The 25,787-nt window shown below is 70.8% G+C and carries 28 protein-coding genes and 1 pseudogene; 8 read left to right on the top strand and 21 right to left on the bottom strand.

Features of this window, described 5'->3' with window-relative positions:
* Positions 1-10: 10 nt before the first annotated feature.
* The 5 genes from AB0K05_RS38010 to AB0K05_RS37990 form a co-directional block, all read right to left on the bottom strand.
* The gene (locus AB0K05_RS38010) at positions 11-1,591 is read right to left on the bottom strand and encodes a long-chain fatty acid--CoA ligase (protein WP_364235875.1); all 1,581 of its coding nucleotides are present in this window, start codon (positions 1,589-1,591) and stop codon (positions 11-13) included.
* Between the two features lie 12 nt (positions 1,592-1,603).
* Positions 1,604-2,944 (bottom strand): MFS transporter, encoded by a 1,341-nt coding sequence (locus AB0K05_RS38005; protein WP_148031708.1) that lies wholly within the window; start codon positions 2,942-2,944, stop codon positions 1,604-1,606.
* 156 nt (positions 2,945-3,100) lie between these two features.
* The gene (locus AB0K05_RS38000) at positions 3,101-3,559 is read right to left on the bottom strand and encodes a MaoC family dehydratase (protein ID WP_271278748.1); all 459 of its coding nucleotides are present in this window, start codon (positions 3,557-3,559) and stop codon (positions 3,101-3,103) included.
* Entirely contained in the window at positions 3,556-4,449 is an 894-nt protein-coding gene (locus tag AB0K05_RS37995; protein WP_333485736.1) for an amidohydrolase family protein, read from the bottom strand. Before AB0K05_RS37995 ends, AB0K05_RS38000 begins: the two co-directional genes overlap by 4 nt.
* Before the next feature lies 1 nt (position 4,450).
* Positions 4,451-5,377, bottom strand: a complete 927-nt coding sequence (locus tag AB0K05_RS37990) for an SDR family oxidoreductase (RefSeq protein WP_271278747.1) — start codon at positions 5,375-5,377, stop codon at positions 4,451-4,453.
* Between the two features lie 104 nt (positions 5,378-5,481).
* Between AB0K05_RS37990 and AB0K05_RS37985 the strand changes: the two genes are divergently transcribed.
* Positions 5,482-6,315 carry a PaaX family transcriptional regulator C-terminal domain-containing protein gene (locus AB0K05_RS37985; RefSeq protein ID WP_364235870.1) on the top strand — a complete coding sequence of 278 codons (834 nt, stop codon included), beginning with the start codon at positions 5,482-5,484 and terminating at the stop codon, positions 6,313-6,315.
* 22 nt (positions 6,316-6,337) lie between these two features.
* Here AB0K05_RS37985 and AB0K05_RS37980 read toward each other — a convergent pair whose 3' ends face one another.
* A complete protein-coding gene (locus AB0K05_RS37980; RefSeq protein ID WP_364235867.1) occupies positions 6,338-6,883 on the bottom strand; it encodes a YciI family protein in 546 nt (181 codons plus the stop codon).
* Between the two features lie 170 nt (positions 6,884-7,053).
* Here AB0K05_RS37980 and AB0K05_RS37975 point away from each other — a divergent pair, with 170 nt between their 5' ends.
* Genes AB0K05_RS37975 through AB0K05_RS37965 form a run of 3 tightly spaced genes read left to right on the top strand, consistent with a single transcriptional unit; the run spans position 7,054 to position 8,213 of the window.
* Positions 7,054-7,488 carry an SRPBCC domain-containing protein gene (locus AB0K05_RS37975; RefSeq protein WP_364235864.1) on the top strand — a complete coding sequence of 145 codons (435 nt, stop codon included), beginning with the start codon at positions 7,054-7,056 and terminating at the stop codon, positions 7,486-7,488.
* On the top strand, positions 7,475-7,843 hold the full coding sequence (locus AB0K05_RS37970) for a metalloregulator ArsR/SmtB family transcription factor (RefSeq protein ID WP_364235861.1): 369 nt from the start codon (positions 7,475-7,477) through the stop codon (positions 7,841-7,843). Before AB0K05_RS37975 ends, AB0K05_RS37970 begins: the two co-directional genes overlap by 14 nt.
* Complete coding sequence (locus tag AB0K05_RS37965) at positions 7,830-8,213, top strand: VOC family protein (RefSeq protein WP_148031714.1); 384 nt, start codon at positions 7,830-7,832, stop codon at positions 8,211-8,213. Before AB0K05_RS37970 ends, AB0K05_RS37965 begins: the two co-directional genes overlap by 14 nt.
* A gap of 16 nt (positions 8,214-8,229) precedes the next feature.
* Here the strand turns inward: AB0K05_RS37965 and AB0K05_RS37960 are convergent, their stop codons facing one another.
* The 3 genes from AB0K05_RS37960 to AB0K05_RS37950 form a co-directional block, all read right to left on the bottom strand.
* The gene (locus AB0K05_RS37960) at positions 8,230-8,796 is read right to left on the bottom strand and encodes a TetR family transcriptional regulator (protein WP_148031715.1); all 567 of its coding nucleotides are present in this window, start codon (positions 8,794-8,796) and stop codon (positions 8,230-8,232) included.
* 42 nt (positions 8,797-8,838) lie between these two features.
* Positions 8,839-10,365 (bottom strand): MFS transporter, encoded by a 1,527-nt coding sequence (locus AB0K05_RS37955; RefSeq protein WP_364235857.1) that lies wholly within the window; start codon positions 10,363-10,365, stop codon positions 8,839-8,841.
* 106 nt (positions 10,366-10,471) lie between these two features.
* Positions 10,472-11,485 (bottom strand): hypothetical protein, encoded by a 1,014-nt coding sequence (locus tag AB0K05_RS37950; RefSeq protein WP_271278739.1) that lies wholly within the window; start codon positions 11,483-11,485, stop codon positions 10,472-10,474.
* On the opposite strand from AB0K05_RS37950, the gene AB0K05_RS37945 reads away from it, so the two are divergent.
* Positions 11,448-11,984: a TetR/AcrR family transcriptional regulator gene (locus AB0K05_RS37945; protein WP_271278738.1), complete on the top strand. Its 537-nt coding sequence runs from the start codon at positions 11,448-11,450 to the stop codon at positions 11,982-11,984. The genes AB0K05_RS37950 and AB0K05_RS37945 overlap by 38 nt on opposite strands.
* 12 nt (positions 11,985-11,996) lie before the next feature.
* Here the strand turns inward: AB0K05_RS37945 and AB0K05_RS37940 are convergent, their stop codons facing one another.
* Positions 11,997-12,893, bottom strand: coding sequence for an aminoglycoside phosphotransferase family protein (locus tag AB0K05_RS37940; protein ID WP_271278737.1), 897 nt, complete (start codon positions 12,891-12,893; stop codon positions 11,997-11,999).
* Positions 12,894-13,071: 178 nt separating this feature from the next.
* Here AB0K05_RS37940 and AB0K05_RS37935 point away from each other — a divergent pair, with 178 nt between their 5' ends.
* A complete protein-coding gene (locus AB0K05_RS37935) occupies positions 13,072-14,145 on the top strand; it encodes a cyclase family protein (RefSeq protein WP_364235853.1) in 1,074 nt (357 codons plus the stop codon).
* On the opposite strand, the pseudogene AB0K05_RS37930 reads toward AB0K05_RS37935, so the two are convergent.
* From AB0K05_RS37930 to AB0K05_RS37920, 3 genes and pseudogenes are all read right to left on the bottom strand, one after another.
* A pseudogene (locus AB0K05_RS37930) lies at positions 14,076-15,200 on the bottom strand (FAD-dependent oxidoreductase); the annotation flags it as partial. The gene AB0K05_RS37935 and the pseudogene AB0K05_RS37930 overlap by 70 nt on opposite strands.
* A gap of 1 nt (position 15,201) precedes the next feature.
* On the bottom strand, positions 15,202-15,756 hold the full coding sequence (locus AB0K05_RS37925; RefSeq protein WP_271278735.1) for a TetR/AcrR family transcriptional regulator: 555 nt from the start codon (positions 15,754-15,756) through the stop codon (positions 15,202-15,204).
* 104 nt (positions 15,757-15,860) lie between these two features.
* Positions 15,861-17,303 carry an FAD/NAD(P)-binding protein gene (locus tag AB0K05_RS37920; protein ID WP_271278734.1) on the bottom strand — a complete coding sequence of 481 codons (1,443 nt, stop codon included), beginning with the start codon at positions 17,301-17,303 and terminating at the stop codon, positions 15,861-15,863.
* A 185-nt stretch (positions 17,304-17,488) separates the two neighbouring features.
* Here AB0K05_RS37920 and AB0K05_RS37915 point away from each other — a divergent pair, with 185 nt between their 5' ends.
* Entirely contained in the window at positions 17,489-18,568 is a 1,080-nt protein-coding gene (locus tag AB0K05_RS37915; protein ID WP_364235849.1) for a helix-turn-helix transcriptional regulator, read from the top strand.
* 72 nt (positions 18,569-18,640) lie between these two features.
* On the opposite strand, the gene AB0K05_RS37910 is transcribed toward AB0K05_RS37915, so the two are convergent.
* Both AB0K05_RS37910 and AB0K05_RS37905 read right to left on the bottom strand, forming a co-directional pair.
* Complete coding sequence (locus tag AB0K05_RS37910) at positions 18,641-19,291, bottom strand: NAD(P)-binding domain-containing protein (RefSeq protein ID WP_271278732.1); 651 nt, start codon at positions 19,289-19,291, stop codon at positions 18,641-18,643.
* 45 nt (positions 19,292-19,336) lie between these two features.
* Positions 19,337-20,086 carry an SDR family oxidoreductase gene (locus AB0K05_RS37905; protein ID WP_364235845.1) on the bottom strand — a complete coding sequence of 250 codons (750 nt, stop codon included), beginning with the start codon at positions 20,084-20,086 and terminating at the stop codon, positions 19,337-19,339.
* A 94-nt stretch (positions 20,087-20,180) separates the two neighbouring features.
* Between AB0K05_RS37905 and AB0K05_RS37900 the strand changes: the two genes are divergently transcribed.
* Positions 20,181-20,789: a TetR/AcrR family transcriptional regulator gene (locus tag AB0K05_RS37900; RefSeq protein ID WP_271278730.1), complete on the top strand. Its 609-nt coding sequence runs from the start codon at positions 20,181-20,183 to the stop codon at positions 20,787-20,789.
* A gap of 227 nt (positions 20,790-21,016) precedes the next feature.
* On the opposite strand, the gene AB0K05_RS37895 is transcribed toward AB0K05_RS37900, so the two are convergent.
* The 6 genes from AB0K05_RS37895 to AB0K05_RS37870 form a co-directional block, all read right to left on the bottom strand.
* Positions 21,017-21,529, bottom strand: coding sequence for an N-acetyltransferase (locus tag AB0K05_RS37895; RefSeq protein ID WP_364235842.1), 513 nt, complete (start codon positions 21,527-21,529; stop codon positions 21,017-21,019).
* A 124-nt stretch (positions 21,530-21,653) separates the two neighbouring features.
* Positions 21,654-22,418 carry an IclR family transcriptional regulator gene (locus tag AB0K05_RS37890; protein ID WP_271278728.1) on the bottom strand — a complete coding sequence of 255 codons (765 nt, stop codon included), beginning with the start codon at positions 22,416-22,418 and terminating at the stop codon, positions 21,654-21,656.
* A gap of 12 nt (positions 22,419-22,430) precedes the next feature.
* Positions 22,431-23,120 carry an ABC transporter ATP-binding protein gene (locus AB0K05_RS37885; RefSeq protein ID WP_364235838.1) on the bottom strand — a complete coding sequence of 230 codons (690 nt, stop codon included), beginning with the start codon at positions 23,118-23,120 and terminating at the stop codon, positions 22,431-22,433.
* Positions 23,113-23,907, bottom strand: a complete 795-nt coding sequence (locus AB0K05_RS37880) for an ATP-binding cassette domain-containing protein (RefSeq protein ID WP_271278751.1) — start codon at positions 23,905-23,907, stop codon at positions 23,113-23,115. Before AB0K05_RS37880 ends, AB0K05_RS37885 begins: the two co-directional genes overlap by 8 nt.
* Complete coding sequence (locus AB0K05_RS37875; RefSeq protein WP_271278726.1) at positions 23,907-24,911, bottom strand: branched-chain amino acid ABC transporter permease; 1,005 nt, start codon at positions 24,909-24,911, stop codon at positions 23,907-23,909. The genes AB0K05_RS37880 and AB0K05_RS37875 overlap by 1 nt, the downstream gene beginning before the upstream one ends.
* Positions 24,904-25,776 carry a branched-chain amino acid ABC transporter permease gene (locus AB0K05_RS37870; protein ID WP_345483160.1) on the bottom strand — a complete coding sequence of 291 codons (873 nt, stop codon included), beginning with the start codon at positions 25,774-25,776 and terminating at the stop codon, positions 24,904-24,906. The genes AB0K05_RS37875 and AB0K05_RS37870 overlap by 8 nt, the downstream gene beginning before the upstream one ends.
* Positions 25,777-25,787 lie beyond the last annotated feature (11 nt).

Raw genomic sequence — 25,787 nt, 5'->3', positions numbered from 1 at the left:
CCGCCTCTGATCATCTGTGCTCCTGACGGTCGGGGGACGCGGAGGACGGCGATCGGGGCGGTGCCGCGCCGGGCGGCAGGAGCCGTGTTCGAAGCTCGGGTTTGAGGATCTTGCCTGAGCCGGTTCTCGGCAGTGTGTCCACGATGTCGAAATAGACGGGGATCTTGTACTTTGCGAGCCGGGAACGGAGGAAGTTCGCCAGCTCTGCCGCGGTGAGGGCGACGCCGTCACGGGGGACGACGAAGGCCCGGCCGACCTCGCCCCATTTCTCGTCGGGCACCCCCACCACGGCGGCCTCCGCCACGGCGGGATGCCCGAAGAGCACACCCTCCACCTCGGCCGGATAGACATTCTCCCCGCCGGAGATGTACATGTCCTTCAGCCGGTCGACGATGTGAAGGTGCCCCTCGTCGTCGAGGGTGGCGATGTCCCCGGAGCGGAACCAGCCTCCTTCGGTCAGCGCGGCGGCGGTCGCCTCCGGGTTCCGCCAGTAGCCGGGGGTGACGTTGGGCCCCTGGATGTGCACTTCGCCCGCCTCGCCGGCCTCGGCCTCACTGCCGTCGGGCCGGACCACGCGTATGTTGGCGAAGAACACCGGCACGCCGGCCGACCCCACCTTGCGCACGCTTTCACCCGCCTCAAGGAAGGTGGCGCCCGGCGAGGTCTCCGTCAGTCCGTAGCCCTGACAGAAGACCAAGCCCCGCTGCTGGTACGTGCGGATCAACGCGACCGGGATCGCCGCTCCCCCTGACATCAGGGTCCGCAGCGAGGACAGGTCGGCGTCGGCCCACCGCGGCGACCGCGCGAGGGCTGCGAACATCGCGGTGACCCCGAACATCCAGGTGACGCGGTGCTTCTCGATGAGGTCGTAGCAGGAGTCCACGTCCCAGAACGGCATGATCAGCGAGGTGCCGCCCTTGAGGAAGGTCGGCAGCAACGTCTGGTTCAGCGCCGCGACGTGGAAGAGCGGCGCACTGATCAGCGTCACCTCGGTGCTCGCCACGTCGACCCCGACCATGATGTTGAAGCAGTTCCACACCAGGTTGGCGTGACTGAGCATCGCCCCCTTGGGACGCCCGGTCGTGCCCGAGGTGTAGAGGATGAGAGCGATGTCGTCGAGCGCGACCGGGGTGTCGATCGGCGTGGCATCGCCTCCCGACAGAAAGGCCTCGTACTCCCGCTCCCCCGGTGCCGGCGACTCCAGCGCCACGGCCGTGCGCAGTCCCGGGAGTCCCGGAAGATCGCGTACGACCGTGGCGCACTCCGGCGCGTAGACGAGGACGGAGGCGCCGGAGTCCTCCACCATGTAGGCGATCTCCGATGCGGTCAGCCGGAAGTTCAGCGGGACGAAGATCCCTCCGAGCAGGTGCGTGGCGAACATGGTCTCGGCGAAGGCGACGTGGTTGGGGCCGAGGTAGGCGACCCGGTCCCCGGTCCGAACCCCGGCGCCGCGCAGACTCGATGCGAGCCTTGTCGTCCGCTCGTGCACCCAGGCGTAGGTGACCGCCCGGCCGTCGAAGACGATGGCGGTGCGGTTCGGGCTCATCCGCGCCCGGCGGGCCGGCCAGCCGCCCAGTCCGGCGTTACGCATCGGCGACTCCTGTCAGGTGGAGGACGGTTCGGCCGGGTCGGTCGCGCGCGCCGCCGGGGCGACGGCGGTCAGGTCGCGGCGGCTGGTCTCGCCCAGGGCCAGGAGGCAGACCACCGTCAGCAGGCAGGAGGCGGCGATGATCACCGAGATCATCATCGTCCCTCCCCCGCCGGTGGACGCGTCGAGCTGGGCGAACAGCAGCGGGGCCAGGCCGGCGCCGAGCCCGGCGAGCTGGTAGCCCATCGAGGCTCCGGTGTAGCGGCTCCTGGTGGCGAAGACTTCGGTGTACAGCGCCGCGAGCGGGCCGTACATCATCGGGTGGATGACCGCCTGGCCCAGCACGAGCGCGACGGTGAGGACGGCGACGCTGCCGGCGTCCACCATCGGGAAGAGGACGAAGCCGAACACGGCCATGAGGAGTGCGCCGGCCAGCACGACCGGACGGCGTCCCACCCTGTCCGACAGCGCCGACCACCCGATGATGCTCAGGACGGCCAGCGCCGAGGAGAGCGTGAGACCGTTCAGCACGTCCGGCCGGGGGAAGCCGGCCCGCACGCCGTAGGCGATGAGATAGGTGGTCAGCGTGCCCTGCGCCACGAAGGCGGACAGACCGACGCCCACACCGAGCAGGAGAGTCCTCGGGTGATGGCGGAGCACGTCCAGCAGCGGCGCTCGGGAGCCATGGTCCGCGGCGGCCTTGAACACCGGGGTCTCCTCGACCCTCAGCCGGACGAACAGGCCGACCGCCAGCAGGACGACGCTGATCAGGAACGGCACCCGCCAGCCCCAGCTGAGGAACTCCTCCTCGCCCAGGACGGCGGCCGTGCCGCCGAGCGCCGCGGTGGACAGCACCATGCCGAAGGGGGCTCCGGCGTTGGTGAAGCTCGCCCACAGTCCGCGACGGCTGGTCGCGTGCTCGGCGGACATCAGCACGGCTCCGCCCCATTCACCGCCGACCGCGACGCCCTGCAGGATCCGGAGTACGACGAGTGCGATGGGCGCGAGGACGCCGATCTGCGCGTAGGTGGGGAGCAGGCCGATGAGGAAGCTGGCGACGCCCATCAGGGTCATGCTCAGCACCAGCATGCGCTTGCGGCCCAGCCGGTCGCCGAAGTGGCCGAAGATCGCTCCGCCGAGCGGCCTGGCCAGGTAGCCCGTGGCGAAGGTGCCGAAGCTGGCGACCGTCGCCGTGAGCGGGTCGAGAGAGGAGAAGAAGACCTTGCTGAAGACCACGGCCGAGGCGGTGGCGTACAGCAAGAAGTCGTAGTACTCGATGACGCTGCCCAGGAAGCTTGAGGCGACCGCGCGTCGGAGTTGGATCCGGTTGGGGGATGTGACTGGCAGGTTCGGCATGACCGAGCTCCTCGTCCGGGAGCGAGCTAAGACTCTCGCTTGCTTGTCCGGAGGTTAGGCAGATCCATAACGGACGTCAATACTTTGCCCAATATGGGCGGGGGGTGGGGTGCGCCGCGCTCGCCGCGCCGGGCGCGGGCCGTACGTTTCGCCCGGTCAGGCGTAGTGACGGTAGATCACGCGCGCGACGCAGGCGGGCTTGGCGGAGCCGTCGATCTCTACGGTGAAGTCGAGGAGCATCTGGACGCCGTCACCGGGGACGTCGTCCACCGACGCCACGGCGGCGGCGAGGCGGATCTTGGCGCCGACCTTGACGGGACTGGGGAAGCGGGCCTTCTCCAGTCCGTAGTTGACGCTCATCGTCACGCCCCGGATGTCGAGCAACTCGGTGAAAAGCGGGATGACCAGGGACAGGGTCAGATAGCCGTGGGCGATCGGACCGCCGAACGGCCCCTCCTTCGCCCGCTCGGGATCGACGTGGATCCACTGGTGGTCGTCGGTGGCGTCGGCGAAGGTGTTCACCCGCTCCTGGGTGATCTCCAGCCATTCGCTGCGGCCGAGGTCCGCCCCGGCGAGCGCCTTGATCTCGCCGAGTCCGTGCACCGTCGTGGTCATGACCGTGTCGTCCCTTCCTGCGCACCCAGCCCGAGCAGGCGCGCGGCATTGTCCTTGAGGATGCGGGAGCGGACCTCCGGCTTGATCTCGAGCTTGCCGAAGTCGGCGAGCCAGCGGTCCGGGGTGATCACCGGATAGTCGGATCCGAAGAGCACCTTGTCCTTCAGCAGCGTGTTCGCGTACCGGACGAGCTGCGGCGGGAAGTACTTGGGCGACCATCCGGACAGGTCGATGTAGACCTGGGGCTTGTGCGTGGCGACGGCCAGCGCCTCGTCCTGCCAGGGGAACGACGGATGGGCCAGCACGATCTTCAGGTCGGGGAAGTCCACGGCGACGTCGTCCACCAGCATGGGGTTGGAGTACTTCAACCGGATCCCGCCCCCGCCCGGCACGCCCGCGCCGATACCCGTCTGGCCCGTGTGGAACAGGGCGATCGCGCCGGACTCCTGGATCACCTCGTAGAGGGGATAGGCCATGCGGTCGTCGGGCGCGAAGCCCTGGATGCTGGGGTGAAACTTGAAGCCGCGCACGCCGTGCTCCTCGACGAGCCGGCGGGCCTCGCGGACGCCCGCCCGGCCCTTCCACGGATCGACACTGGCGAACGGGATCAGCACATCGGCATGCTCGGCACAGCTCTCGGCGACCTCCTCGTTCGAGATGCGAGGGTGGCCGGTGGCGTGCTCCGCGTCGACGGTGAACACCACCGCGGCCATCTTGCGCTCTCGGTAGTAGGCGGCCATCTCGGGGATGGTCGGCCTGGGGTGCTCCTTGAAGTACTTCTCCGAGGCGCCGAACAGCTCCGCGCTCAGCGAGACGTGCCCGCCGGCGGAGACCTCGGCGTGCGTGTGCACGTCGATCGCGACCAGTTCGCCGACGTTCATCCGCGGCATCTCAGCTCTCCGCCGTCTTCTGTTCGGGGACCTTGGGCGCGGGCACGCCGTACGTCTCGGGATCGGCGCCGACGCCCGTCCGCCATGAGGCGGCGATCGCGTCGGCCGTCCAGCCACCGTCGGCGTAGGCCACCGCCTTCTCGCCGGGGTGGGACCAGAGCGCCAGCCGGTCGCCGCCGATGCCGATGGCCTGGCCCGTCACCTCCGCGGAGGCGTCGGACGCGAGGAAGACGACGAGCGGGGCGACGTCCCCGACCGTGCCCAGGCCCTCGCCCCTGCGCAGCCATTCCGGGAACGGCCGCCCGGTCCGCTCCGACTCCTCGATGACCGGGGCGAAGGCCGGGATCGTCTTGGTCATCTCCGTCGCCGCGACCGGGACGATCGCGTTCACCGTGATGTTCGCCCTGGCCAGCTCCATCGCCCAGGTCCGGGCCATGGCGACGATGCCCGCCTTGGCGGCGGCGTAGTTGGTCTGGCCGAAGTTCCCGCGCTGACCGGCGGGCGACGAGACGAGGATCAGCCGTCCGCCCGTCCCCTGCTCGCGCATCCGCACCGCCGCCGCCCGGGCGCAGGTGAACGTGCCCCGCAGGTGCACGTCGATCACCGCGTCGAAGTCCTCGTCGGACATCTTCCACAGGACCCGGTCCCGCAGAATGCCCGCGTTCGTGACCATCACGTCCAGCCGGCCGAACTCCTTGACGGCCGTGGCGACCAGCCGCTCGGCGGCCTCGGCGGAGCCGACCGGGGCGACGACGGCCGCGGCCCTGCCCCCCGCCGCGATGATCCCACCGGCGACTCCGGCCGCCGAGTCGCCGTCCAGGTCGTTCACGATGACCGCCGCCCCGGCCGCCGCCAGCGCCTCGGCGTAGGCCCGCCCGAGGCCACGACCCGCGCCCGTGACGACGGCCACCTTGCCCGACAGATCCATGCACCTCACCTTTCGCAGGGAAGCCTGACATCGCCGAATCTATGGCACTTATGTGACTGCCGTCAAAGATTTGCCTGACGTTGAGAACCGTCTACCCTTTGGCTGTGACCTTCGGTGGCGAAGACGACCTGACAGCGCAGTTCCGGCGCCCGCAGTCCCTGATGTTCAGCTTTCTCGGCATCTACGTGCTGGACCGCGGCGTGGCCGTCTACTCCGGCAGCGTCATAGACGTGTTCGCCCGCCTCAACGTCTCCGAGGAGGCCGTACGGTCGACGCTCGCGCGCATGGTCAAGCGCAACCTGCTGATCAGGCACCGACGGGGACGAAAGGTGTATTTCGGGCTCGCCCCGCACGCCGCGGACGTGCTGAAGGATGGGCGCAGACGGGTGTGGGAGACCGGCGCGGTGAACCGCGACTGGGACGGCACCTGGACGGTCGTCGGGTTCTCGCTGCCGGACAGCCGGCGCAGCACCCGGAACGACCTGCGTTCTCAGCTGATCTGGAACGGCTTCGGCCTGCTGCAGAACGGGCTGTGGATAGCGCCGGGCGAGAAGGACGTCACGGACATCATCGCCTCGCTTGAGCTGGGCGACCACGTCACCGTGCTGACCGCCCGCGCCTTCAAGCCGACCGAGGCCGCCGACCTCGTCAGGAAGGCCTTCGACATCGAGCGGATCGCCGGACGCTACCGGGCGTTTCTCGCCCAGTGGGACGTCCCTCGGCCGCTCCCCGGCGCGCCGGACGACCTCGCCCGCCAGTTGCTGCTGCACACCGACTGGCTGCAACTCGTCCGCCAGGATCCCCACCTGCCGGCCGAGCACCTGCCCTCGGACTGGCCGGCCATCCGGGCCGAACAGCTCTTCCAGGTGCTCGCGCGGGAGTACGAAAGACGCGCTGCCGAGCAGGCCGCCGCCATCCTGGACGAGCTTGCCGTGTGACGGCAGGCGCCACCGCCGTTGATCATCGTCGTCCGCCGAACTCCCAGTGGTGGACCTCGACATCGGCATAGCGGTCCGGGGTCAGGACGGTGCGGGCCGTGTCCCTATCCCCCGCCCGGATCAAGGCTGCCGTGCCCAGCCAGGTGGCGCCGTCGTCGGACAGCAGTGACCCGTAGGCGATCAGGTCGTCCTGCCGGTCGGGCGGTGGAAGGAGGTCGGCGGCCTGGCCCGTGCCGAGGCCGAGAACGAGATAGCGGCTGCCGCCTTCGCGGCCACCGGGGAAGTCCCACATGGTGCGGCCCAGGACGTTGCGCCAGCGGCGCAGCAGCACGTCACGGTACACGCCGGCCTGGTAGTTGGGCTCGTCGAAGGCGAACGCCCGCGCGGCGGCGGGGTCCGGCAGGTCGACGATGTGCACGCTGCCGGTGGCCGTGTCGCCGTCGAGGGTGGGGCCGCGGGCGATCAGCCGCGCGTCGAAGCGGTCCATGTAGGACCAGTGCTCCTCGGTGAGCTTCTCGCGCAGCGCCGCGGAGCCGGGCCGGTCACGGTGGTAACAGAAGAATTCCATGTCGAGCCTGTTTATCACGGGTTGCGGCAGAACCCGGTGCCGATTTCGCGGACCGTCCGGGCCGCCGTGGCCGAGCAGGTCCTGACAGCGCTCGATGGCGGCTTGTGGGTGACGATCGCAACCTGTAGGTTGCCATTGATGGCAACCTACAGGTTGCGAAAGAGGGTGACATGGGTTCGGACGCGATCGAACGGGTGGTGGTGCTGCGGCACCCCGTCGAGCGGGTGTGGGCCGCGCTGACCACCGCGGAAGGGCTCTCGCGGTGGTTCGGCTCGGTGGCGGAGATAGATCTGCGGCCCGGTGGGCGCGCGTTCTTCCGCTGGGACGACCTCGGCGACCAATCCGTCGCCACCATCGTGGTGGTCGACCCACCACGCCGTTTCGCGTTCAGGTGGGCGATCGAGGGTCTGCCGGAGGACGACGCACCCCGGACGCTTGTGGACTTCACCCTGGAACCGATACCGGACGGCACCCGGCTGCGCCTGGTGGAGAGCGGGTTCGCCCAGGCCGCCGCCGACGTGGCCCGCTCCGCCCACCAGGCCAACAGTCAGGGATGGGACGCCGAGCTCGCCGACCTGGAGACCTACCTCGATGCGGCAGCCTGATCCAGAACGGCAGGCCGTCGCGGTGTTCGCGGCGCTCACCGATCCGACGCGGCGCGCACTGCTGGAGGAGCTCGCCCGCGCCGGGCCCGCCACCGTCACCGACCTGGCACGACGGCTGCCGATCAGCCGCCAGGCGATCGCCAAGCACCTCGGCCAGCTCGCCGAAGCGGGCCTGATCAGCCCAGGAGAACCGGCCGGCCGTCGCCATCCCTACCGGCTGGAATCAGCCCCCGTTCGCACGGCGCAGATTTGGCTGGCCATGCTCGCCAACCGGTGGGACGACCGGCTGACCGCGCTGGAGCTCGCACTGGACGCCACCGACACGAAGGAGTCGAGCGACAATGAACAAGCCTGAATTCACCGCCGGCCTGAACATCGCCATGAAGATCCCCAAGGCCCAGTACGAAGCCACCGTGGCCTTCTACCGCGACACCCTGGGCTTCGAGGTCAAAGAGGATGATGTCTCGTACGCTCCGACCGTCTCGAGAACTCATTCGGTACGGTTCGGACCCAATACGCTGTGGCTCGACTGCGTGGACAACTACAGTCGGCCCGACCTGTGGCTGCAGCTGCACACCGATGACCTGGACGCGGCAGCGGCCAGACTGGCCGGCAGTGGCATCCACCCGTGTGACGAGGTCGAGCCCCTGGAGGGCCTCGACTCCAGAACCCACTGGATCAAGAACCCGGCCGGTGTCGTGCACCTGCTCGCGGAGTCCCGCTGATCCCGCGGCCGTACGGTCACCGGACGGCTCGTCGCAGGACGGCCTGGATGTGATCAGGGTCGGCGGGGGCGTTGTCGAGGAGGATCGCGGTGCACAGTCCGTCGGAAGCCGCGACGAGGGCGGCGATGGCCGCAGGGTCGTCGGTCAGCGTGGTGGCGAGCTCGGCGATGTTCTCCCGCCAGCGTCGTGCCACGGGGCGTAGTGCGGGGCGGCGGGCGGCCAGGGTCGCCAGCTCGCGTTCGGCCAGGGCGCGTTCACGTCCGGGACCGCCGGACTCGGCGATGAGGTGGGCCAGGCCGGTGAGTTTGTCGCCGGGGCTGTCGATGATGTCGCGGATGCGGGCGGTGTAGGCGTCGGCGACACTCGTGAGAGCGGCGACGAGCAGATCGTCGAGGGTCGCGAAGTAGTAGGTGCTCAGGGACGTCGTGGTGCCGGCCTGCTTGGCGACCGTGCGGTGGGTGACGCCTGCCGCGCCGTCGCGCGTGACCACGGCGAGGGTGGCCTCGATGATCTCCGCGCGTCGTCTCTCGCCACGCGCGCGGCGGCCGTCGATGTGCTCGCTGTCGTCGGTGGTGTCGCCCATGCCGCTCCTCGGTCCGACCCAAAAGGATAGTCGGACCATCGTTCAAACGTCGGTGTCGCGGCTCCGCGCCTCCCCGAGTGTGGGCACGTGACGCAGCATCCCGAGGCACAGCACCGCGGCAACGGCGATGGCGATCCCCGCGACCAGGGAAGCGACGTTGAGTCCGCTGGTGAAGGCCTGCTGGGCCGCCTCGACGGTCCCGGGCGGAAGGCTGTCGCTGATCGCCAGGATCGCGTTCAGGCTGTCGGTGAGGGCGCCGGAGGTCTCGGACGTCAGATCTCCGGGCACCGTCACCCGAGTGCGGTAGACGGCGGTGGTGAGACTGCCGAGCAGGGCGACGCCGACGGCGATGCCGAGCTCCTGGACCGTCTCGGAGATCGACGCCGCCGACCCGGATCGCGCCGCCGGCACCGCGCCCACCACCATGTCGGTGCCCAGGGCGGCGAGGGCGCCCAGCCCGAGATAGACGAACGTGAAGCCGGCCGCCACGGGGACCTCGTCGTCGAGTCCCGCAGTGGCGAGCAGCGCGTAGCCGGCGAGGGACGCCCCGAGTGCGGCGCCCATGACCGAGCCGGGGCGGAAACGCCGGGCGACCAGAGGAGCGCCGATGGCGGCGGCGAACATCGCCAGCGCCGGTGGTCCCATCCAGAGCCCCGCGTCGAAGGGCGTGAGCCCTTGGACGAGCTGGAGGTACTGCGTGACCAGGTACATCGAACCCCCGACTCCGACCAGGCCGATGAGCAGCACGCTCAAGGCCACGGTGAAGGCCCGGTCGCCGAACAGCGACACGTCCAGCAGCGGGTCGGGGAGGCGACGTTGACGGCGTACGAACACGATCCCGGCCAGAACGCCCGCCAGGGCGTAGACGAGGGTCGGGCCGCCGGGGCCGTCGGAGGCGATGCGCTTGACGGCGTAGACGACCGGAAGGATCGCCGCCAGGGACAGACCCACGCTGATCAGGTCCAGCCGGCCGGTGGACGGGGCCGCGTACTCCGGAAGCAGTGCGCGTGCCCCGGCCAGGACGGCGAGGGCGATGGGCACCGCCGTCAGGAACGGCGCTCCCCACCAGAAGGAGTCCACCATGGCTCCGCCCACGATCGGCCCGGCGGCCATCCCGAGCGCGAACATCGTGGCCCAGACCCCGATGGCGACCGCGCGCTGACGCGCGTCGGGGAACATGTTCGAGATCAGCGACAGCGTGGAGGGCATGAGCGTCGCCCCGGCCACCCCCAGCAGGGCTCGCGCGAGGATCAACAGCTCGGCCGTGGGGGCGAACGCGGCGAACACCGAGGCCGCCGCGAAGGCGACCACCCCGATCTCCAGCAACCTGCGCCGCCCGATCCGGTCGCCCAGCGTGCCCATGGTCACGAGGAACCCGGCGACGAGGAACCCGTACGCGTCCATGATCCACAGCAGTTGGGCAGCCGACGGGGACAGGTCGGCCGCCATGCTCGGCGCCACCAGGTACAGGACGGTCACGTCCAGTCCCAGCAGCACCGTCGGCATGGCCAGCAGGCCCAGGCCCGCCCACTGGCGCGCCCCCGCCCGCGTGAACTGTTGGCGCGTCATCACGTCCTTTTCGCTCTCATCATGTTTGAACGATAGTACAAATAGTACGATCGTTCAAGGTGATGGGATCGGGCGTGAAGCCGGCCGCGATTCTCGATCGCCGGAGTCAGCGATCGCCGGTGAAGGTGGCGCCGATCTCCGCCATCCGCCCGGCCGCGTAGCCGGGGTCGATCAACGCCTCGGGGGTATGGAGGCCGGGCGGCACGGGGGCGCCGCGCAGGCCGAGCAGTCGCTCGACGCCGAGGGCGACACCGAGCGCCGTCAGCGGGCGCTGCCCCTCCGGGTGGAAGAGGTAGCGGCTCGTCCTGAGTGGCGCGCCCGCGCGGTCCACGCCTTCGAGGTCGATCCTGACCTCCGCGGACGGGGGCCCGCCGCGCCGTCTGCCCGCCGATTCGCCGATCGCGAACGCGAAGCGGACGTTGGGCGCGCCCGTCGCGAGGGCGAGGCTCGGCACGTCGAGGATGGGGACGATCCGGCCGGGCAGCACGGCGCCGTCGACGCCGGTGACCTCCACCTCCGCATCGGGGCCGCCGACCCAGTGGAAGACGCCGTCGCGGCGGACCTGCCCCGCCGAGGTGGCGGCCAGCAGGCGTTCCATGTCCGCCACGGCCGCGGGCCCGCCGCTGTCCTGTTCGTCCAGCACGCCGCCGACCTCGATGGTGTCGAGCCGGTCGAACTCCCCGGCGAGGCCGAGCACCGCGAGGACGACGAGTCCCGCGTACCAGTGGCCGGCCAGCAGGACCGGCGTCGCGCCGGCTCGCAGGCCGGCGGCGACCACCTCGGGTCCGATGTCGACCAGGCCGCTGGAGATGCTGACGTACGGCAGGCCGCGGTCCTGTGCGAAACGCAGTCCGTTCAGGTGGCTGTCCCACACCGTTGCCACGACCGCCGAGTAGCCGTCGGTCCCCTGGAGGCCGAGGTCGCCCCGCCGCAGATCGATGGTCGCGGCTGTCGCGCCGCCGAGTTCGTCGGCGACCCGCCGGGCGCGGCCGAGATCGCGGCCCGCGATCGTCAGCGGCAGCTCCGGGTACCACCGGCGCAGGAGGGTCGCGGTCCCCGCCCCCGCCTGGCCGGATCCGCCCATGATCAGTACGGAGTGCTCCACTACCGACAGCCTCACGCTGGTCAGCCTGGCGGAGGCCGCCGGAGTGAGCAGGCCAGTCGTCTACGACCACTTCGGCACCCGTCCCGGCCTGCTGATCGCGCTCTACCGGCGGCTCGACGAGCGGCACCGGGCCGCCGCGGAGGCGGCCCTGCGTGACGCCCCGGCCGTCCCCCGCGAGATCGCCCGCGTCCTGAGCGCCGCCTACTTCGCCTGCGCCACCGACATGCCGGAGTGGACCGCCATCTCGGCCGCCCTCAAGGGGAACCAGGAGATGGAGGCGATCGAGCGCGAGCTGCTCGACGGCTACACGGACCTGATGGCCCGCGCCCTGCGGCCGTACACCGAGCTCACGCAGGAAGCCCTCCGGCTCCGCTGCGTCGGCGTGCTGGGCGCGGCCGAGGCTATCGCCGCGGAGCTGAACCGGGGGCGTGCCACCGCCGCCGCGGCCATCGCGGCGCTGACGGACCTGACCGTCGACGGCATCGCCGCCGGTTCCCTTGGTGATCAGAATTGAGAACCGGGACGATTAAGAGCCCTTCAGAACGCGATCAAGTGCTGCCCGGCCCGCAGGTCCCCAGTTCGGCTTGCCGCCGGGAAGGCCCCGGTCTCCGTTCTGGCCCATGAGCATCAGGAAGAGGCTCTTCATGGCGGCCAGCCCGCGGGCGCGCCGGATCGTCGCCTCGTCCGCATGCCCGTACGTGTCGAAGAACCGTGCGGCGGTGCCCGTGGGGAGCAGCAACCACGCGGCGGCGAGGTCCCACGCGGGATCGCCGGCGAACAAGGCACCGAAATCGATGACGCCTGAGAGCGTCCCGTCCGTGACGACGACATTCGCGGGATGGAGGTCGCCGTGCACCCACACCGGCGGGCCCTCCCACTCGGGAGCCGCGACGGCGTCGTCCCAGACGGCCCGGACGGCGCGGACATCGCCGACGGCGTCGACGGCCTGCAAGAACTGCTCGAAGCCGCCCGTGCACCCCTTGGGGTGAGCGCCGAGGTCCGAACTGGCCGGGGCCTCGGCGGGCGCCTCCACGTGCAGCGCCCTGAGGAAGCCCGCCAGCGTGTCGGCCGCGTGGGCGCCGCGGCTGATCGAGCCGTGGTCCAGCGGCTCGCCGGGAACCCACGTCATCACGGTCCAGTGCTTGGGGAAGCGCTCGGACGGTTCGCCGGACCGCACCGGGGTCGGCACCGGAAGCGGCAGGCGCGGGGCCAGCACAGGGAGCCACCGCCGCTCCTTGAGCTGGAGCTCCGGGGTGGGGTCCATGCGCTGCATGCGCACGGCCAGCTCGTCCCCGAGGCGCCACATCTGGTTGCCCCAGCCGCCCGCCACCTCGCGGACCGCCAGCCCCGCAAGGTCCGGATGTTGCTCCTGCAGCAGGTCGCGTACCAGGTCTGCGGTGATCTCGATCTCGGTGTCGGTCATGCGAAGTCACGGTAGTGAGGCGTGGGGCGGAGCGGCTCTCCACCCCGGCCTGAAGGCCGGAGCACTGCGGCCGACCCAGGTAGCACACCGGCTAAGCGGACCTTGGCATGTCGAAGGAGAGGGCGCGATACCTTGCCTTCGGTGCCTCGACCGCGTGACCGGAGGAGTCGATGCCGGGATGACGGCAGGGCGACCGGTGCCCACGCAGGACGACGTGCTCGGATACTTCGACACGCTGTCGAACTGGGGACGGTGGGGCGACGACGACGAGCTCGGCACGCTGAACCACATCACCGACGACGTCCGGCTGGCGGCGGCGCGGGCCGTGCGCCACGGCAGGAGCGTGTCGTGCGCATGGGAGGTCGCCGTACCGGAGGACATGGAGCGGTCGACGACGGCGTGCCCGTGCGCCGCGGACATGCCGGGTGCGGAGAACATGCCGGCGCCCGGATTCCGTCATGACCGGCACTGGGGCTTCTCGTCCGAGCGGATCGGCGTCACGTTCCACGGCAACACCCTCACCCACGTCGACTCGCCGTGCCACATCTTCTGGGACGGCGCGATGTACAACGGGCGGTCGCACGCGCTGGTCGACGCCGCGACGGGCTCGGCGTGGGCGGCCGTCACGGCGGCGGCGAACGGGATCGTCACGCGGGGTGTCCTGCTGGACGTCGCGAGCGCGCGGGATGTGCCGTGGCTGGAACCGGGGCAGGGGGTGTTCCCCGACGATCTGGAGGAGGCCGAGTGTCGCCAGGGTGTGCGGGTGCGATCCGGCGATGCGGTGCTCCTGCGGACCGGTTACGGCCGCGTCCGGCACGAGACCGGTGCGGTCAGCGGTTTCACCCAGGCCGGGTGGCACGCGTCCTGCCTGCCGTGGCTGCACGAACGGGAGGTCGCGCTGATCGGCGCCGACACCCCGCAGGACGTTCTGCCATCGGGTTACGAAGGCGTGCTGATGCCGGTCCACGCCGTGAGCCTCGTCGCGATGGGTCTGTGGATGCTCGACAACTGCGACCTGGAGGCGTGCGCGACGACGGCTGCCGAACTCGGCCAGTGGGACTTCCCCCCTGCCGGGCGGTGGTGTCCCGCACGGCGCCGGAAGAGGATGGTCGGTCATGCGGCCATGTGCTCTGGGCGGACGCCCATGCCGATGAAACGACCCAGGAGGTGGCGCAGCGGCGGCAGCGTACGGAACGCTGTGAAGATCGGGGGCACGTGCCGCGTCGTGTCGTCGCCCAGGTCCTTGGGATAGAGGTCGCGCAGGATGCCGAGCTGGAAGGCCTGGGTGATCCTCGCGGCGCGGTCTCTGCGTGACTGCACCCGGCCCAGGTCGGCGTCTTGTGGTGTGCCGCCTCTGGCGAGAAGCGGGCCCAACAGGTTGGCGGTGGCCACTGCGTCCTGCACGGCCAGGTTGATGCCCACGCCGCCCGCGGGCGACATGGCGTGGGCGGCGTCACCGATGCACAGCAGTCCTGACCGGTGCCAGCGTGGCAGCCGGTCCACCCGGACGCTCAGATGGTGCACCGCCTCCCAGTCGTGGATCTCCTCCACGCGGTCGCGCAGCGCGGGCGCCAGGTGCGCCACCCGGTCCCGGAACGCCGGCAGCCCGGCGGTCTTGAGCTCCTCGAAAGCGGCCGCCGGGATGGTGTAGGCGATCTGCCAGAAGTCCCCGCGGTCGATGGAGATCAGTGCCCCCTTGCCGCCCTGGAAGAAGGGCACCTGGTCCTGCGGGCGGCGGGGCAGGCGGAACCACAGCACGTCCATGGGGGGCGAGGTGCTCACCGGGGCGAGGCCGGCGCGGGCCCGTACGGTGGAGTGGCGGCCGTCGGCGCCGATCACCAGGTCGGCCCGCACCTCCACGGGGCCGTCGGCGGTGTCGGCCAGGACGCCGGTCACCCGTCCCTGATCCGTGAGCAGTTGCGTGACCTGGGCGCGACGCAGGAGGCGGAAGGAGGGGTAGGCCGCGGCCTTGCCGGCCAGGAAGTCCAGCACGTCCCATTGCGGCATGAACGCGATGTAGGGGCAACGCACGTTCAACCGGCTGAAGTCGGCGAAGGTGACGTCCCGGCCGCCCATGTTGACCGTCACCTGCGGCATCTTGGTGTGCGGAAGATCCAGGAACTCTTCGATCCAGCCTAGTTCGGCGATCAGTTGCAGGGTGGAGGGGTGGACGGTGTCGCCGCGGAAGTCGCGCAGGAAGTCCGCGTGTTTCTCCAGCACGATCACCTCCACGCCCTGACGGGCCAGGAGCAGCCCGGCCATCATGCCCGCGGGGCCGCCCCCGACGACACAGCACTGTGCGCGCATCTCATCCTTCTTCCGGAAACAGCAGCCCGACCAGGGCTGCGATGTCAATCGGGGTGCCCAGCCGCCGGTTGACGGCGACAGTAGCGAACAGGGTCCTCGCGGCCGTGACCGTGTCGTGCGGGCGCAGCTCGCCGGCATCGATGCGTTCGAGCAGGAAGCCGCCGATGAGTCGCTGGCCCTCACCCGCCAGGGTCGCCAGCGGCACGCGGGCCTGGGCGGCGCTGAAGAACACGGCCATCAGTTCGGCGTTGTCGGCCAACAGCCGGTCGAACGCCTCCAGCAACTCGGTCAGCACCACGGCAGCCGGCCGGGTGTCGTGGTGCTGTGTCCGTAGCTCCCGCAGGCGGGGAAGGAAGCCCCGCTCCGACAGGAGCGTCTCCACCATCGCCTCCTTGCTTTCGAAGTAGCGATACAGCAGGCCGGGGGTCACCTCGGCGGCCTGAGCCACGTCCTTGACCGTGGCCCCGTCCACGCCCTTGTCGGCGAACACGCGCAAGGCCGCGTCCAGCAGTTGCTCCCGGCGCCATGCCGCCTGCGCACTTCGCGTCCTGGACATACCCACCTCGTTGAGTAAATGTTTATTCAACATAGCACGCACATGGTCCAGGTTGCACGGTGCTGAACGAGGTCACCATCTCGGGCGCGGCCCCCCGCGACTGATCAGCCCGTAAGCGTGGCCAGCAGTCCGCGGGCGGAACGGGCGGCCGCCGCGGCGACCCCGGGGATGCCCGAGGTGATGAACGAACCGCCGCCGGCCAGGTCGCCCACCACGTGCAGGCGCGGATCGGCGGGGACCAGCCCGCCCGACGGGTGCAGCACGGCCAGCCCGTCGGTGAGCAGGGACGTGACCAGCGGCTCGGCGGCGCGGGGCACCGCCTGGGGCGGCGGGTTCACGGCGTTGACGACGACGTCGGCGTTCAGGTCGCCGCCGTCGCCCCGGACCCGGAACCCTCCCTCCGCCGCCTCGATCTTGCGTACGCCTGCCACCATGGTGAGCTGCCCGGCCTCGAACAGCCGCAGCAGCGCGGCGGCGTTCACCGGCACCATGGGCGAAGCCAGACCGGTGGCCAGGCGGTAGTGCCCGCGCAGCCGTTCGCGGTCGGGCTCGGGCAGCAGCCGCCAGGCGTACGGGCCGACGGTGTGGGCGGTCTCCTGCAGCACCCGCCGCCCGATCCGCGGGTCGGCGACGGCGGCCAGTTGCCGCCGCAGCCGCCGTACGGGCTCCTCCGACCCCGCCGCCAGCACCTCGGCCGCGAAATGCGCGAAGTCCTCCCCCGCCGTGCCCAGTTCGGCGCGGAGCAGCCCGGTGAGATCATCCAGGGTGACGCCGCCGTGCTCACGGCACAGCGCCTCCACCCGCTCGACGGTCACGTGCACGGGCCGATGGCCGAGAGGACGTTGCCAGACGTGGGGCAGCATGCCGCTCCGCGACACCAGCGCGATCCGCCCGGCGTGGCCGCGCGCGGTGAGCGACACCACCACGTCCACGGCGCTCAGCCCGCTGCCGATCACCGCGACGTCGGCCTCGGCCGGGACCTGGCCGAGCGTGTACGCCAGCGGATACGGATCGGCCACGAACCCAGCGGCGCCACCCAGGCCGTAGTGGTCCTGCGGCGTCCCCCCGCCCACGCACAACACCACCTGGTCGGCCGGATGCTCGTGCCCGTCCTCGGTGCGCACCCTCAGCCCGGCGCCGCCACCGGAGCGGGCCGCCGCGACGACCCGGGCGGCGGCGACGCGCGTCCGCCACCCTCGCCCGCGCAGCGCGGCCAGAGCGGCCTCGGCGGTGTCGGCCAGGTACGAGCCGTAGAGCGCGCGCGGCACCAGCGGCTGTCCCAGCAGCTCGTCCAGGTGGGTGGCGGCTCGCTCCGGCCCCAGCCAGGAGGCGTAGTGCCCGGCGTCCAGATAGCGGATCGACATGATGACGGGCGGGACGTTGACCAGGACACTGTCGAGATCAGGCCCGTACGGGCGTCCCCGCCACAGGTGCGGGGACGGCTCGAACACCGTGACCTCCCCCGCCGCCGATCCGGCCTCACCCACGGCCAGCGCGTCCACCAGGCCGACCGCGGCGGCGCCGCCTCCGATGATCGCGATACGCACAACGTTCTCCCTTGTTAGCCCGAAAGGTCCCTCCGAGGCTCGTACGGGCCGTGACCGCGCTCCATTACCCGCTTGCGGGGGATCGGCGAGGAATGACCCCCTCAAATGAGGGGTTGGCGGAGGCAGGGAGAACAGACAGGCTGACCCTCGTCCGGCCCCCGCCCGCAGCCCTTGAAGGAAGCTCGATGACGCATGCGCCCCGCCACGCCGAGATCCTGTCGGCCGCCGAGCGGGCTCCCGACGCGCGCGAGCTCTTCAGGCGCGCCTCGGCCAGGCTGCGGCGCCACCTGCCGTTCGACGCCGCGGTGTGGACGGCCACCGATCCGGAAACGGGCCTGGTCACCGCGCCCATGGTGGTGGAGAACCTCGGCGCCGGCGAAGGATGCGCCGCCTACTGGCAGAGCGAGCTCCTGGAGGAGAACGTCCTGCCGTTCCGTGACCTCGCCCGCGCGGCCGTCCCCGTGGCCGGTCTGCGCGCGGCCACCGGCGACCTGCCCGCGCGCAGCGCCCGCTTCCGCCGCCTGCTCGGCGACCAGGGCGTGGACGACGAGTTGCGGGCCGTGCTGAGGATCGGCGACCGGCCGTGGGGCGTGGTCAGCCTGTTCCGCATGCGGGGAGGCCCGGCGTTCGGCGCGCGCGAGATCGCGTTGCTGGCCGACCTGTCCGGACCGCTCGCCGACCGGCTGCGCAGGTTCGCCCATCCGTCCGGCCCGGACGGCGACCCCGGCGCCCGCGCACCCGGCCTGCTGCTGTTCGACGAGCACGGCGAGGCCACGTCGATCAACGAGGAGGCGCGGCGCTATCTCGCGCTGATGCCGGACGGGCCGTCCATGCCCACGGCGCTCGGGCTGAGGCTGCCCATCTGGCTGATCGGCACGACTCTGCAGGCGCGGGCCATAGCCCAGGGCCACGATCGGGGCAACGCCAGGATTCGCATCCGGACTCTCGACAGGCAGTGGCTGACCTGCCGCGCCTCATGCCTGAGCGGTCCCGGCGGACGGCCGGGTCCTACGGCGCTCGTGATCGAGCCCGCGTCCCCCGGCGACCTGGCGGTCATCGTCGCCCAGGCGTACGGGCTGACGCCCCGGGAGTTCGAGGTCGCCCAGTTCGTGGCACGGGGCCTGTCCACCGCCGAGATCGCCACGGCCCTGTTCATCTCTCCCCACACCGTTCGCGGTCACCTCAAGGCTGTCTTCGGCAAGGCGGGGATCTCCAGCCGCGGTGAGCTCGTCGCGCACCTGTTCGCCGGACCCTACCGGCCGTAGGCGCCACCATCAGTGGCCGGTCGTGCACCCTGCCCGGGTTCGCACGCCGCGGCGTCGCCGCCAGGGACGGACTCACCTCAAGACGATCCGTCGCGCCCTGGCGAGGTTGGCGATCAGTTCGGCACGGGTCTGGTGCTCGTGCGCGACCCACGCGGGTTGACCGGGACCGCTGCGCCACGACTCGCTGAGCGGGCTGTTGTCCACGGTGTCGAACCCGAACTGGTCGTACAGTCGCGTCACGAGTTCCACGGCTTCGGGAAAGTCGCTCGAGGCCGACAGCGCCAGACGGCCAGGAGTGCCCGCCGCCGTGCCCGCGGTGGTGATGCGGGGGGCCTGGATGTGGGTGAAGGCCTTGACGACCTTGGATCGCGGAAGGTGCTCCTGGCGCAGCTCGTGAACGGTCTTCTCACCCGAGTCGACGACCGGGATATGGCCGTCGCGCCAGACCATGTAATTGTTCGTGTCGAGCACGATCTTGCCTGCCAGTTCCTCTTCGGGCATGTCGTTGACCACCTTGAGAGGGACCGCCACGACCGCGAAGTCACCGGCGGCGGCGCCGGCGGCGGTCGCGGCACGCGCCGACGGGCCGAGTTCGTCGACGAGGTCCCGCAAGGTCTCGGGTCCTCGTGAGTTGGCGATGACGACGTCGTAGCCGTTCGCGATCGCCGCACGCGCGATCTGGCTGCCGACCTCGCCCGCGCCGATGATGCCGATTACTGTCATGGTCTTTGACCTCAACCTCTGGTGAGACTGTCGGGGGTTTCGCACTCAGATCTGGTTCAGGCCGCCGTCGACGTACAGGCTCGAACCGGTGATGAAGCTGCTCTGCCCGGAGGCGAGGAAGGCCACGGCGGCGGCGATCTCCTCCGGGCGCCCGAGCCGGCCCAGCGGCACGTGCGCTGCCAGTTGCCGCCTGAAGCCGGCGGCCTGCTCCTGGTCGGGAGCGAGCCCTGACAGACCGGGGGTGTCGGTCGGGCCGGGCGTGATGGTGTTGACCCGGATGCCGCGTCCCTTGAGTTCGTTGGCCCAGGTCCGCGCGAACGATCGGGTGGCGGCCTTGGTCGCCGCGTACACGCCGAACGCCCCATCGCCGGCGTCCGCGTTGGTGGAGCCGTTCAGGATCACCGAGGCGCCGTCGTTGAGCAGGGGCAGCGCCTTCTGCACGGTGAACAGCGTGCCCCGGACGTTGATGCCGAAGAGGGTGTCGAAGTGCTCCTCGGAGATCTGCTCAAGCGGCACGAACTCGGCGACGGAGGCGTTCGCGAACAGTACGTCCAGGCCCTGTCCCCTGCTGCGGATCGTCTCGTAGAGCCTGTCCAGGTCGGCCAGGTTCGAGATGTCGCCGATCACCGCGGTGGCCGCTGAACCGATCGTTCCGACGGCCGCGTCGAGTTCGGTCCTGCGCCGGCCGGTGATGAACACGTGCGCGCCCTCGGCCGCCAGTCGTACGGCACTGGCCAGGCCGATTCCGGTGCTGCCGCCGGTGACGAGAGCGGTCTTGCCTTCGAGTAGCCCCATGGGGACAACCTCCTCAGATTTCTGTATCGATCGATACGGAACTCGTACGGTAGCACTTCTGTATCGATCGATGCGAAAGAGGTAGGCTGCGGGCGTGCGGACCAAACAGAGCGGCCCCATCGGCCGGCCGCGAGGATTCGACCCCGACGAAGCTCTCGAGCGCGCCATGCTGGTCTTCTGGGAGCACGGCTACGAGGGGGCCAGCCTGGCCAGCCTGACCGATGCGATGGGCATCTCCACCACCAGCATGTACGCGGCGTTCGGCAACAAGGAGGAGCTGTTCCGCAAGGCCCTGGAGCGCTACACCGAAGGCCCGAGCGCATACCTGGCCCGGGCCCTGGAGGAGCCAACCGCCCTCGGCGTCGCCACCGCGATCCTGGCCGGCACCGTACGGACCACCACCCGCCCGGCCCACCCCCACGGGTGCCTGGGCGTCCAGGGCGCCCTGGCCGCCAGCGACTCCGGGCGTGGCGTCCGCGACCTTCTCGCCGCCTGGCGCAACGACGGCTGCTCCCGCGTACGAGAGCGATTCCAGCGAGCCGTCGACGACGGCGACCTGCCTCCGGACGCCGACCCGGGGCTACTGGCCCGCTACGTCACCACCTTGGCCTTCGGCATCACGGTGCAGGCCGCGAGCGGCGTCGGCCGCGACGAACTCCAGGAGATGGCCGACGCCGCCCTGCGCAACTGGCCGCTCCCCTGAGAACCGCGCTCATCCCTCGTCCACGCGACCCTGGGGCTTCCGTCCCCTCGGAACTCGTCGAAGAGACCCGCCGCAGGGATCCGCGCGGACGGCCGGCCTGATCACCTGGTCGTCCGCGCCCCACGGCCGCAAGGTTGCCGAGGGGGACCGCGACGGCCGGGTCACGCCCGAGTAAGGCACGGATCTGGTGATGCGCGCCCGCCCGCTGCCGGCGGGGCCGAAGCAGGTCAGACGCCGAACGCCGCCGGGTAGCGGATGACGCCGCTGGGGACCGGCCGTCCAGGGTCGAGGGCGAGCGCCATCATGTACTTGTCCTCGACGTCGAAGGGCGGGCGGATGCCGTACCCGGAGGCCGGGGTGAAGCCGAAGCGCGGGTAGTACTCGGCGTGGCCGAGCACGACCACCAGGTTCTCGCCCTGCTCGCGGGCGGCTCGCAGGGCGGCGCGGATCGCGGCGGAACCGGCGCCCCGCCGCTGGTGTCCGGGCTTGACGGCGCACGGGCCCAGGGCGAGTGCGGGTGAGTCGCCGACGTGACAGCGGGTGAGCAGCGCGTATCCGATGAGCTCGCCGCCGGGGGCCTCGGTCAGCCAGGACAGGCCGGGCAGCCACGCCTGCGCGTCGGCCCGCAGCGCCTCGACGAGGTCGGCCTCGTGCGGAGTGGGGAAGGCGGCAAGGTTGACGTCGCGGATGGCGGCGACGTCGCCGGCGCTCTCGGGACGGATGGTCCAGGAAGGGGTCATGGTCGGGTGCGTCTCCTCGTCCTCTCGCGGGCCGGTGAACCATCCTGCCGGAAGCCGAGGGACGACGGCCTCGAAGAGCGTTCATGAACGGCCCGGCGATCGGCCGCCGCCCGCGTTGCGAGGGTCAGGAGTAGAGAGGCTGCGAGAGGGAGGATCCCTGCTGCTGAAGGTATTCGCGCATGGTCGTGCTCAGGCGGCGGCCCCGTTGCTCCAGCTCGGAGGCGGGCACGACGACGCTGGAAAGGCTCACGGCGTAGTAGTCGCCGTTGAACGCGAATGCCGTGCCGGTGCACACGTAGCCGGGTTGCCACTCCTCCTGCTCGATGCTGAAGCCGCGCTCCGCGCACCGGGCGATGTCGGCGGCCAGCCATTCCATGTCGATGATGGTGTCGCGGGTGAACCGGGCGAGGGGCGGCTTGACCCCGGCCTCGGCGAGACGGTCGGGCCAGAACAGCGACAGGACCGCCTTGCCCATCCCGCTGCAGTGGAGAGGCATCCGGGTGCCCAGCAGCGAATAGCGGACGAATCCGTCGGGCGAGTCGATTTTGTCGATGACCGTGATCATCCCGTCCCGGAGCAGCCCGATGTGCGCGGTCACCCTGAACTCCTCGGTGAGGCCGCGCACCAGTGGACGGATGAGGGACACGATGTCGATCCGCCCGAGCGCCAGAGTGCCGAGTTCGGCGAGCCGGAGGCCGAGGAGATAGTGCTTGCCGTCAGCGGAGCGCCGGACGAATCCGTTGCGCTCCATCACCCTCATCGTCCGCAGGCAGGTCGTCGTATTGATGTCACACTTGTCGCACACCTCCGTCAGAGTCGCCTGCTCGACCGTCGCGAGGTATCCCAGGATTTCGAGGGCCCGTTCCAAGCTGCGTAGCTCGTATGCCATGTGCTCAGCCCCTTATCCACCGGTTGCGGCATCGACGATTATGTCAAAGTTGACCTCAGAGCCGCTGTAATCCTGGACCAGACGACCCGCGCGCAGGACCACGACCCGGTCCGCGATCTCGCAGGCCAGCCGCAGCTCCTGCTCCACGAGCAGGACCGTCGTCTCGGCGGCGGCCGACATCCGCGCGATGGTGGCGTAGAGCTGGGCCACGATCGACGGCGCGAGGCCCAGCGACGGTTCGTCGATCACCAGCAGCCTCACGGGGCGGAGCATGGTGCGGCCCAGCGCCACCATCTGCTGCTCGCCGCCCGACAGGTTGGTGACCGGCTGGTTCCGTCGCTCGGCCAGGACCGGGAACGCGTCGAAGACCTCGTCGAGCCGGCGCAGCGCCGCGGAGTCGACGCCGAGGGTGAGGTTGTCGAGCACGCTCAGACCGGTGATCAGACCACGTCCTTCGTGCACGACGGCGATGCCCCCGTCGCGCACCCGCCGGTGGCAGGGCAGCGCGTCGATGCGCCGGCCCTCCCAGCGGATCTCGCCGCGGGACTTCACCAGGCCCAGCACCGAACGCAGCAGCGTCGTCTTGCCGGCGCCGTTGGTGCCCGCGATCGCGAGCTTCTGGCCCGCCGGAACGGTGAGGTCGATGTCGAACAGGACCTGTGTGGAGCCGTACCAGGCCCCCACCGATTGAAGATCAAGCATCGTTACGTCCGAAGTAGGCGCGGAGAACGGCAGGGTCGGCGAGGACCTCGGCCGGCGTGCCGCGGGCGAGGACCTCTCCGTTGCTGAGGACGACGGACTCGCCACACGCCCTCCTGACCAGGTCCACGTCGTGCTCGACGAGCATGACGGTGGCTCCGGTGGTGCGTTGCGCCTGTTTGATCGCGTCGAGCAGCAACCGGCGGCTGGTGACGTCCAGCCCGGCCGCGGGCTCGTCGAGCAGGAGCAGGTCGGGCTCGGCGGCGAACGCGCGGCCGACGTCGACCAGCCGCCGCACCCCGAAGGGCAGGTCCTGGACGTCCCGGTGCAGCAGATCGGACAGCCCGAGGACCGCCGCCACCTGCTCGGCCGCCGCCAGGTCGCGACGTGCCTGGCGGCGGCCGGTGCGGCTGCCGCCGATCTGGCGCAGCAGCCCGACGGTGCGGAAGCGCTCCCGGCCGAGCAGCAGGTTGTCGAGCACGGTCAGGTCTTCGAGCAGGCGCACCTGCTGGAAGCTGCGCAGGATGCCCGCCCGTACCCGGGCCACGGTTCCCATGCCGGTCAGCTCCTTGCCGCGGAAGCGCACCGAGCCGTGCTGGGGTGTGATCACCGCGGAGATGACGTTCATGATCGTCGTCTTGCCGGCTCCGTTGGGCCCGATCAGGCCGAACAGCGAGCCTTCGGGCACGTCGAACGACACGCCGCCCAGGGCCCGAACGCCGTTCACCGTGACTCGCACGTCACGTACTTCCAGCACGGCCGGGGGCGGGCCGGCCTGGTCGGTGGCCATCACGACGAGCTCCGTTCAGCGACCGGGGTGAGGGGAGGTGGAGGTGCGGCGCCGCGGCGTCCCATCCGGTCGCGGATCCCGTCCAGCACGCTGGCGATGCCACCGGGGAGCACGACCAGCAGCAGCATCAGCACCGCCCCGTTGACGATCGGGTAGGCGTTGGGCATGCCCAGGCGGGCGAACAGCTCGGGCATGAGCACGACGTACGCGGCTCCCAGCCACGCGCCGTGCGCCCGGCCCGTGCCGCCCAGGATGAGCGCGACGAGCAGATTGAGTGAGGAGAACACCGTGAAGCCGGCGGGCGTGACGCTCCCGGCCACGTGCGCGAGCACCACGCCGGCGAGCCCGCCCAGCATCCCGCTGAGCATGAAGGCGATCAGCTTGGTGCGGACGGTCGACACACCGGCCGACTCCGCGAGCAGGTTGGAGTTCTTCACCGCCGCCATCGCGCGGCCGATGGGGTTGCGCTGCAGGCGGATCACGAGCCAGGTCGCCAGCAGCGCGATCACGGCCGCGAGCCCGTAGCCGACCAGCGGGTCGGCGGTGGTGATCGCCCCGAACCCGCCGGGGTTCACCAGGAGCCCCTGGGTCCCGCCGGTGACCGAGGCGAAGGTGGTCAGGCCCCACTGGAAGAGCTCGACGAACGCGAAGGTCAGGATCGCCAGGCGCAGCCCGGACACGCGCAGCGCCGGGAGCCCCACCAGGATGGCGGCGAAGCCGGCGATCACCGCGGCGGCGATCAGTTCGACGCCGATCGACACCGAGGTCGTGCGCGACATCCAGGCCGCGGTGTACGCGCCGATGCCGATGAAGACCGCCTGGGCGACCGACAGCACGCCCGCGCGCCCGAACACGATGTCCAATCCGATGATCGCGGTCACGTAGACCAGGATCATCGTCGCCTGGTACAGGCTGAAGGAGTCGAGCAGCAGCGGGAGCGCCGCCAGCAGCGCGAGCAGGAGGACCGGGCGCAGCGCGCGGACGGGTGATCGTCGGTCAGGCACGGGCTTCCCGCCCTTCGGAGAGGTAGCTCCGCGGCGCGAAGGCGAGCACCACGATGATCAGCGTGAACACGGCGGGGGTCACGGCCTGCGCCCCGAGCAGATAGACGACGAACGCCTCGTAGACACCGAGCCCGAAGGCGAACGCCAGCGGGAGACCGAACCGGTTGAGCCCGCCGAGAATCCCCGCGATGAACGCCTTCATCGCGAAGGGCGTCATGTAGTACGCGTCGACGCTGGTCCGGCTGGCGACCAGGATGCCCGCGACCGAGGCGAGGATCGCGGCGAGCGCCCAGGTGGCCACCCGCACGCGGGCGGACGGGATGCCCAGCGACTCCGCCACGGCCCGGTTCTCGGCGACGGCGTTCAGCATCGCGCCGACCCGGGTGCGCCGGCGCACGAGCGACAGGCCCAGCACCGACAGCAGGGCCACGACGATCGTCACCAGGTCGCTCAGGTTCAGGGCGAGCCCGCCGAGGTCGAAGACCGTCCGGCTGCCGAGGGTGAGGTAGGACTGGGTCCGTCCGCCGAGCACGTTCTCGGCGATGGCCGTGGCCAGCAGGAGCAGGCCGAGCGTCGCCACCAGGTCGGAGCCGACCTGCCGGTCCGACGCCCGCTGCAGGACGAGCGCGTCGAACAGGACGGCGACGACCACCGCCGTGAGGACCGCCAGCACGATGGCGACCAGGGGGTTCACGCCCAGCTGCTGGTAGAGGTACCAGCTGAAGAAGGCCGCGATCATGCCGAACTGGCCGTGCCCGAAGTTGACGGCCTTGCTGACCTGGTAGATCAGCAGGATGCCGGCGAGGAGGAGCGCGTAGACCCCTCCGGTGGCGGCCCCGCCGATCAGCAACGACAGTTCGGACATCAGCGGCCGAC

Source organism: Nonomuraea sp. NPDC049486, from assembly GCF_040676925.1.
GTDB lineage: Bacteria > Actinomycetota > Actinomycetes > Streptosporangiales > Streptosporangiaceae > Nonomuraea > Nonomuraea ferruginea.
Note: the sequence above shows the minus strand (reverse complement) of the source record. Positions and strands in the feature narration are given on the sequence as shown.

Bases quoted from the DNA above. Each gene is read 5' to 3' on its own strand.
- AB0K05_RS38010 (WP_364235875.1), bottom strand. From the start codon at position 1,591: ATGCGTAACGCCGGACTGGGCGGCTGGCCGGCCCGCCGGGCGCGGATG.
- AB0K05_RS38005 (WP_148031708.1), bottom strand. From the start codon at position 2,944: ATGCCGAACCTGCCAGTCACATCCCCCAACCGGATCCAACTCCGACGC.
- AB0K05_RS38000 (WP_271278748.1), bottom strand. From the start codon at position 3,559: ATGACCACGACGGTGCACGGACTCGGCGAGATCAAGGCGCTCGCCGGG.
- AB0K05_RS37995 (WP_333485736.1), bottom strand. From the start codon at position 4,449: ATGCCGCGGATGAACGTCGGCGAACTGGTCGCGATCGACGTGCACACG.
- AB0K05_RS37990 (WP_271278747.1), bottom strand. From the start codon at position 5,377: ATGGATCTGTCGGGCAAGGTGGCCGTCGTCACGGGCGCGGGTCGTGGC.
- AB0K05_RS37980 (WP_364235867.1), bottom strand. From the start codon at position 6,883: ATGGAATTCTTCTGTTACCACCGTGACCGGCCCGGCTCCGCGGCGCTG.
- AB0K05_RS37975 (WP_364235864.1), top strand. From the start codon at position 7,054: ATGGGTTCGGACGCGATCGAACGGGTGGTGGTGCTGCGGCACCCCGTC.
- AB0K05_RS37970 (WP_364235861.1), top strand. From the start codon at position 7,475: ATGCGGCAGCCTGATCCAGAACGGCAGGCCGTCGCGGTGTTCGCGGCG.
- AB0K05_RS37965 (WP_148031714.1), top strand. From the start codon at position 7,830: ATGAACAAGCCTGAATTCACCGCCGGCCTGAACATCGCCATGAAGATC.
- AB0K05_RS37960 (WP_148031715.1), bottom strand. From the start codon at position 8,796: ATGGGCGACACCACCGACGACAGCGAGCACATCGACGGCCGCCGCGCG.
- AB0K05_RS37955 (WP_364235857.1), bottom strand. From the start codon at position 10,365: ATGACGCGCCAACAGTTCACGCGGGCGGGGGCGCGCCAGTGGGCGGGC.
- AB0K05_RS37945 (WP_271278738.1), top strand. From the start codon at position 11,448: ATGATCAGTACGGAGTGCTCCACTACCGACAGCCTCACGCTGGTCAGC.
- AB0K05_RS37940 (WP_271278737.1), bottom strand. From the start codon at position 12,893: ATGACCGACACCGAGATCGAGATCACCGCAGACCTGGTACGCGACCTG.
- AB0K05_RS37935 (WP_364235853.1), top strand. From the start codon at position 13,072: ATGACGGCAGGGCGACCGGTGCCCACGCAGGACGACGTGCTCGGATAC.
- AB0K05_RS37925 (WP_271278735.1), bottom strand. From the start codon at position 15,756: ATGTCCAGGACGCGAAGTGCGCAGGCGGCATGGCGCCGGGAGCAACTG.
- AB0K05_RS37915 (WP_364235849.1), top strand. From the start codon at position 17,489: ATGACGCATGCGCCCCGCCACGCCGAGATCCTGTCGGCCGCCGAGCGG.
- AB0K05_RS37910 (WP_271278732.1), bottom strand. From the start codon at position 19,291: ATGACAGTAATCGGCATCATCGGCGCGGGCGAGGTCGGCAGCCAGATC.
- AB0K05_RS37905 (WP_364235845.1), bottom strand. From the start codon at position 20,086: ATGGGGCTACTCGAAGGCAAGACCGCTCTCGTCACCGGCGGCAGCACC.
- AB0K05_RS37895 (WP_364235842.1), bottom strand. From the start codon at position 21,529: ATGACCCCTTCCTGGACCATCCGTCCCGAGAGCGCCGGCGACGTCGCC.
- AB0K05_RS37890 (WP_271278728.1), bottom strand. From the start codon at position 22,418: ATGGCATACGAGCTACGCAGCTTGGAACGGGCCCTCGAAATCCTGGGA.
- AB0K05_RS37885 (WP_364235838.1), bottom strand. From the start codon at position 23,120: ATGCTTGATCTTCAATCGGTGGGGGCCTGGTACGGCTCCACACAGGTC.
- AB0K05_RS37880 (WP_271278751.1), bottom strand. From the start codon at position 23,907: ATGGCCACCGACCAGGCCGGCCCGCCCCCGGCCGTGCTGGAAGTACGT.
- AB0K05_RS37870 (WP_345483160.1), bottom strand. From the start codon at position 25,776: ATGTCCGAACTGTCGTTGCTGATCGGCGGGGCCGCCACCGGAGGGGTC.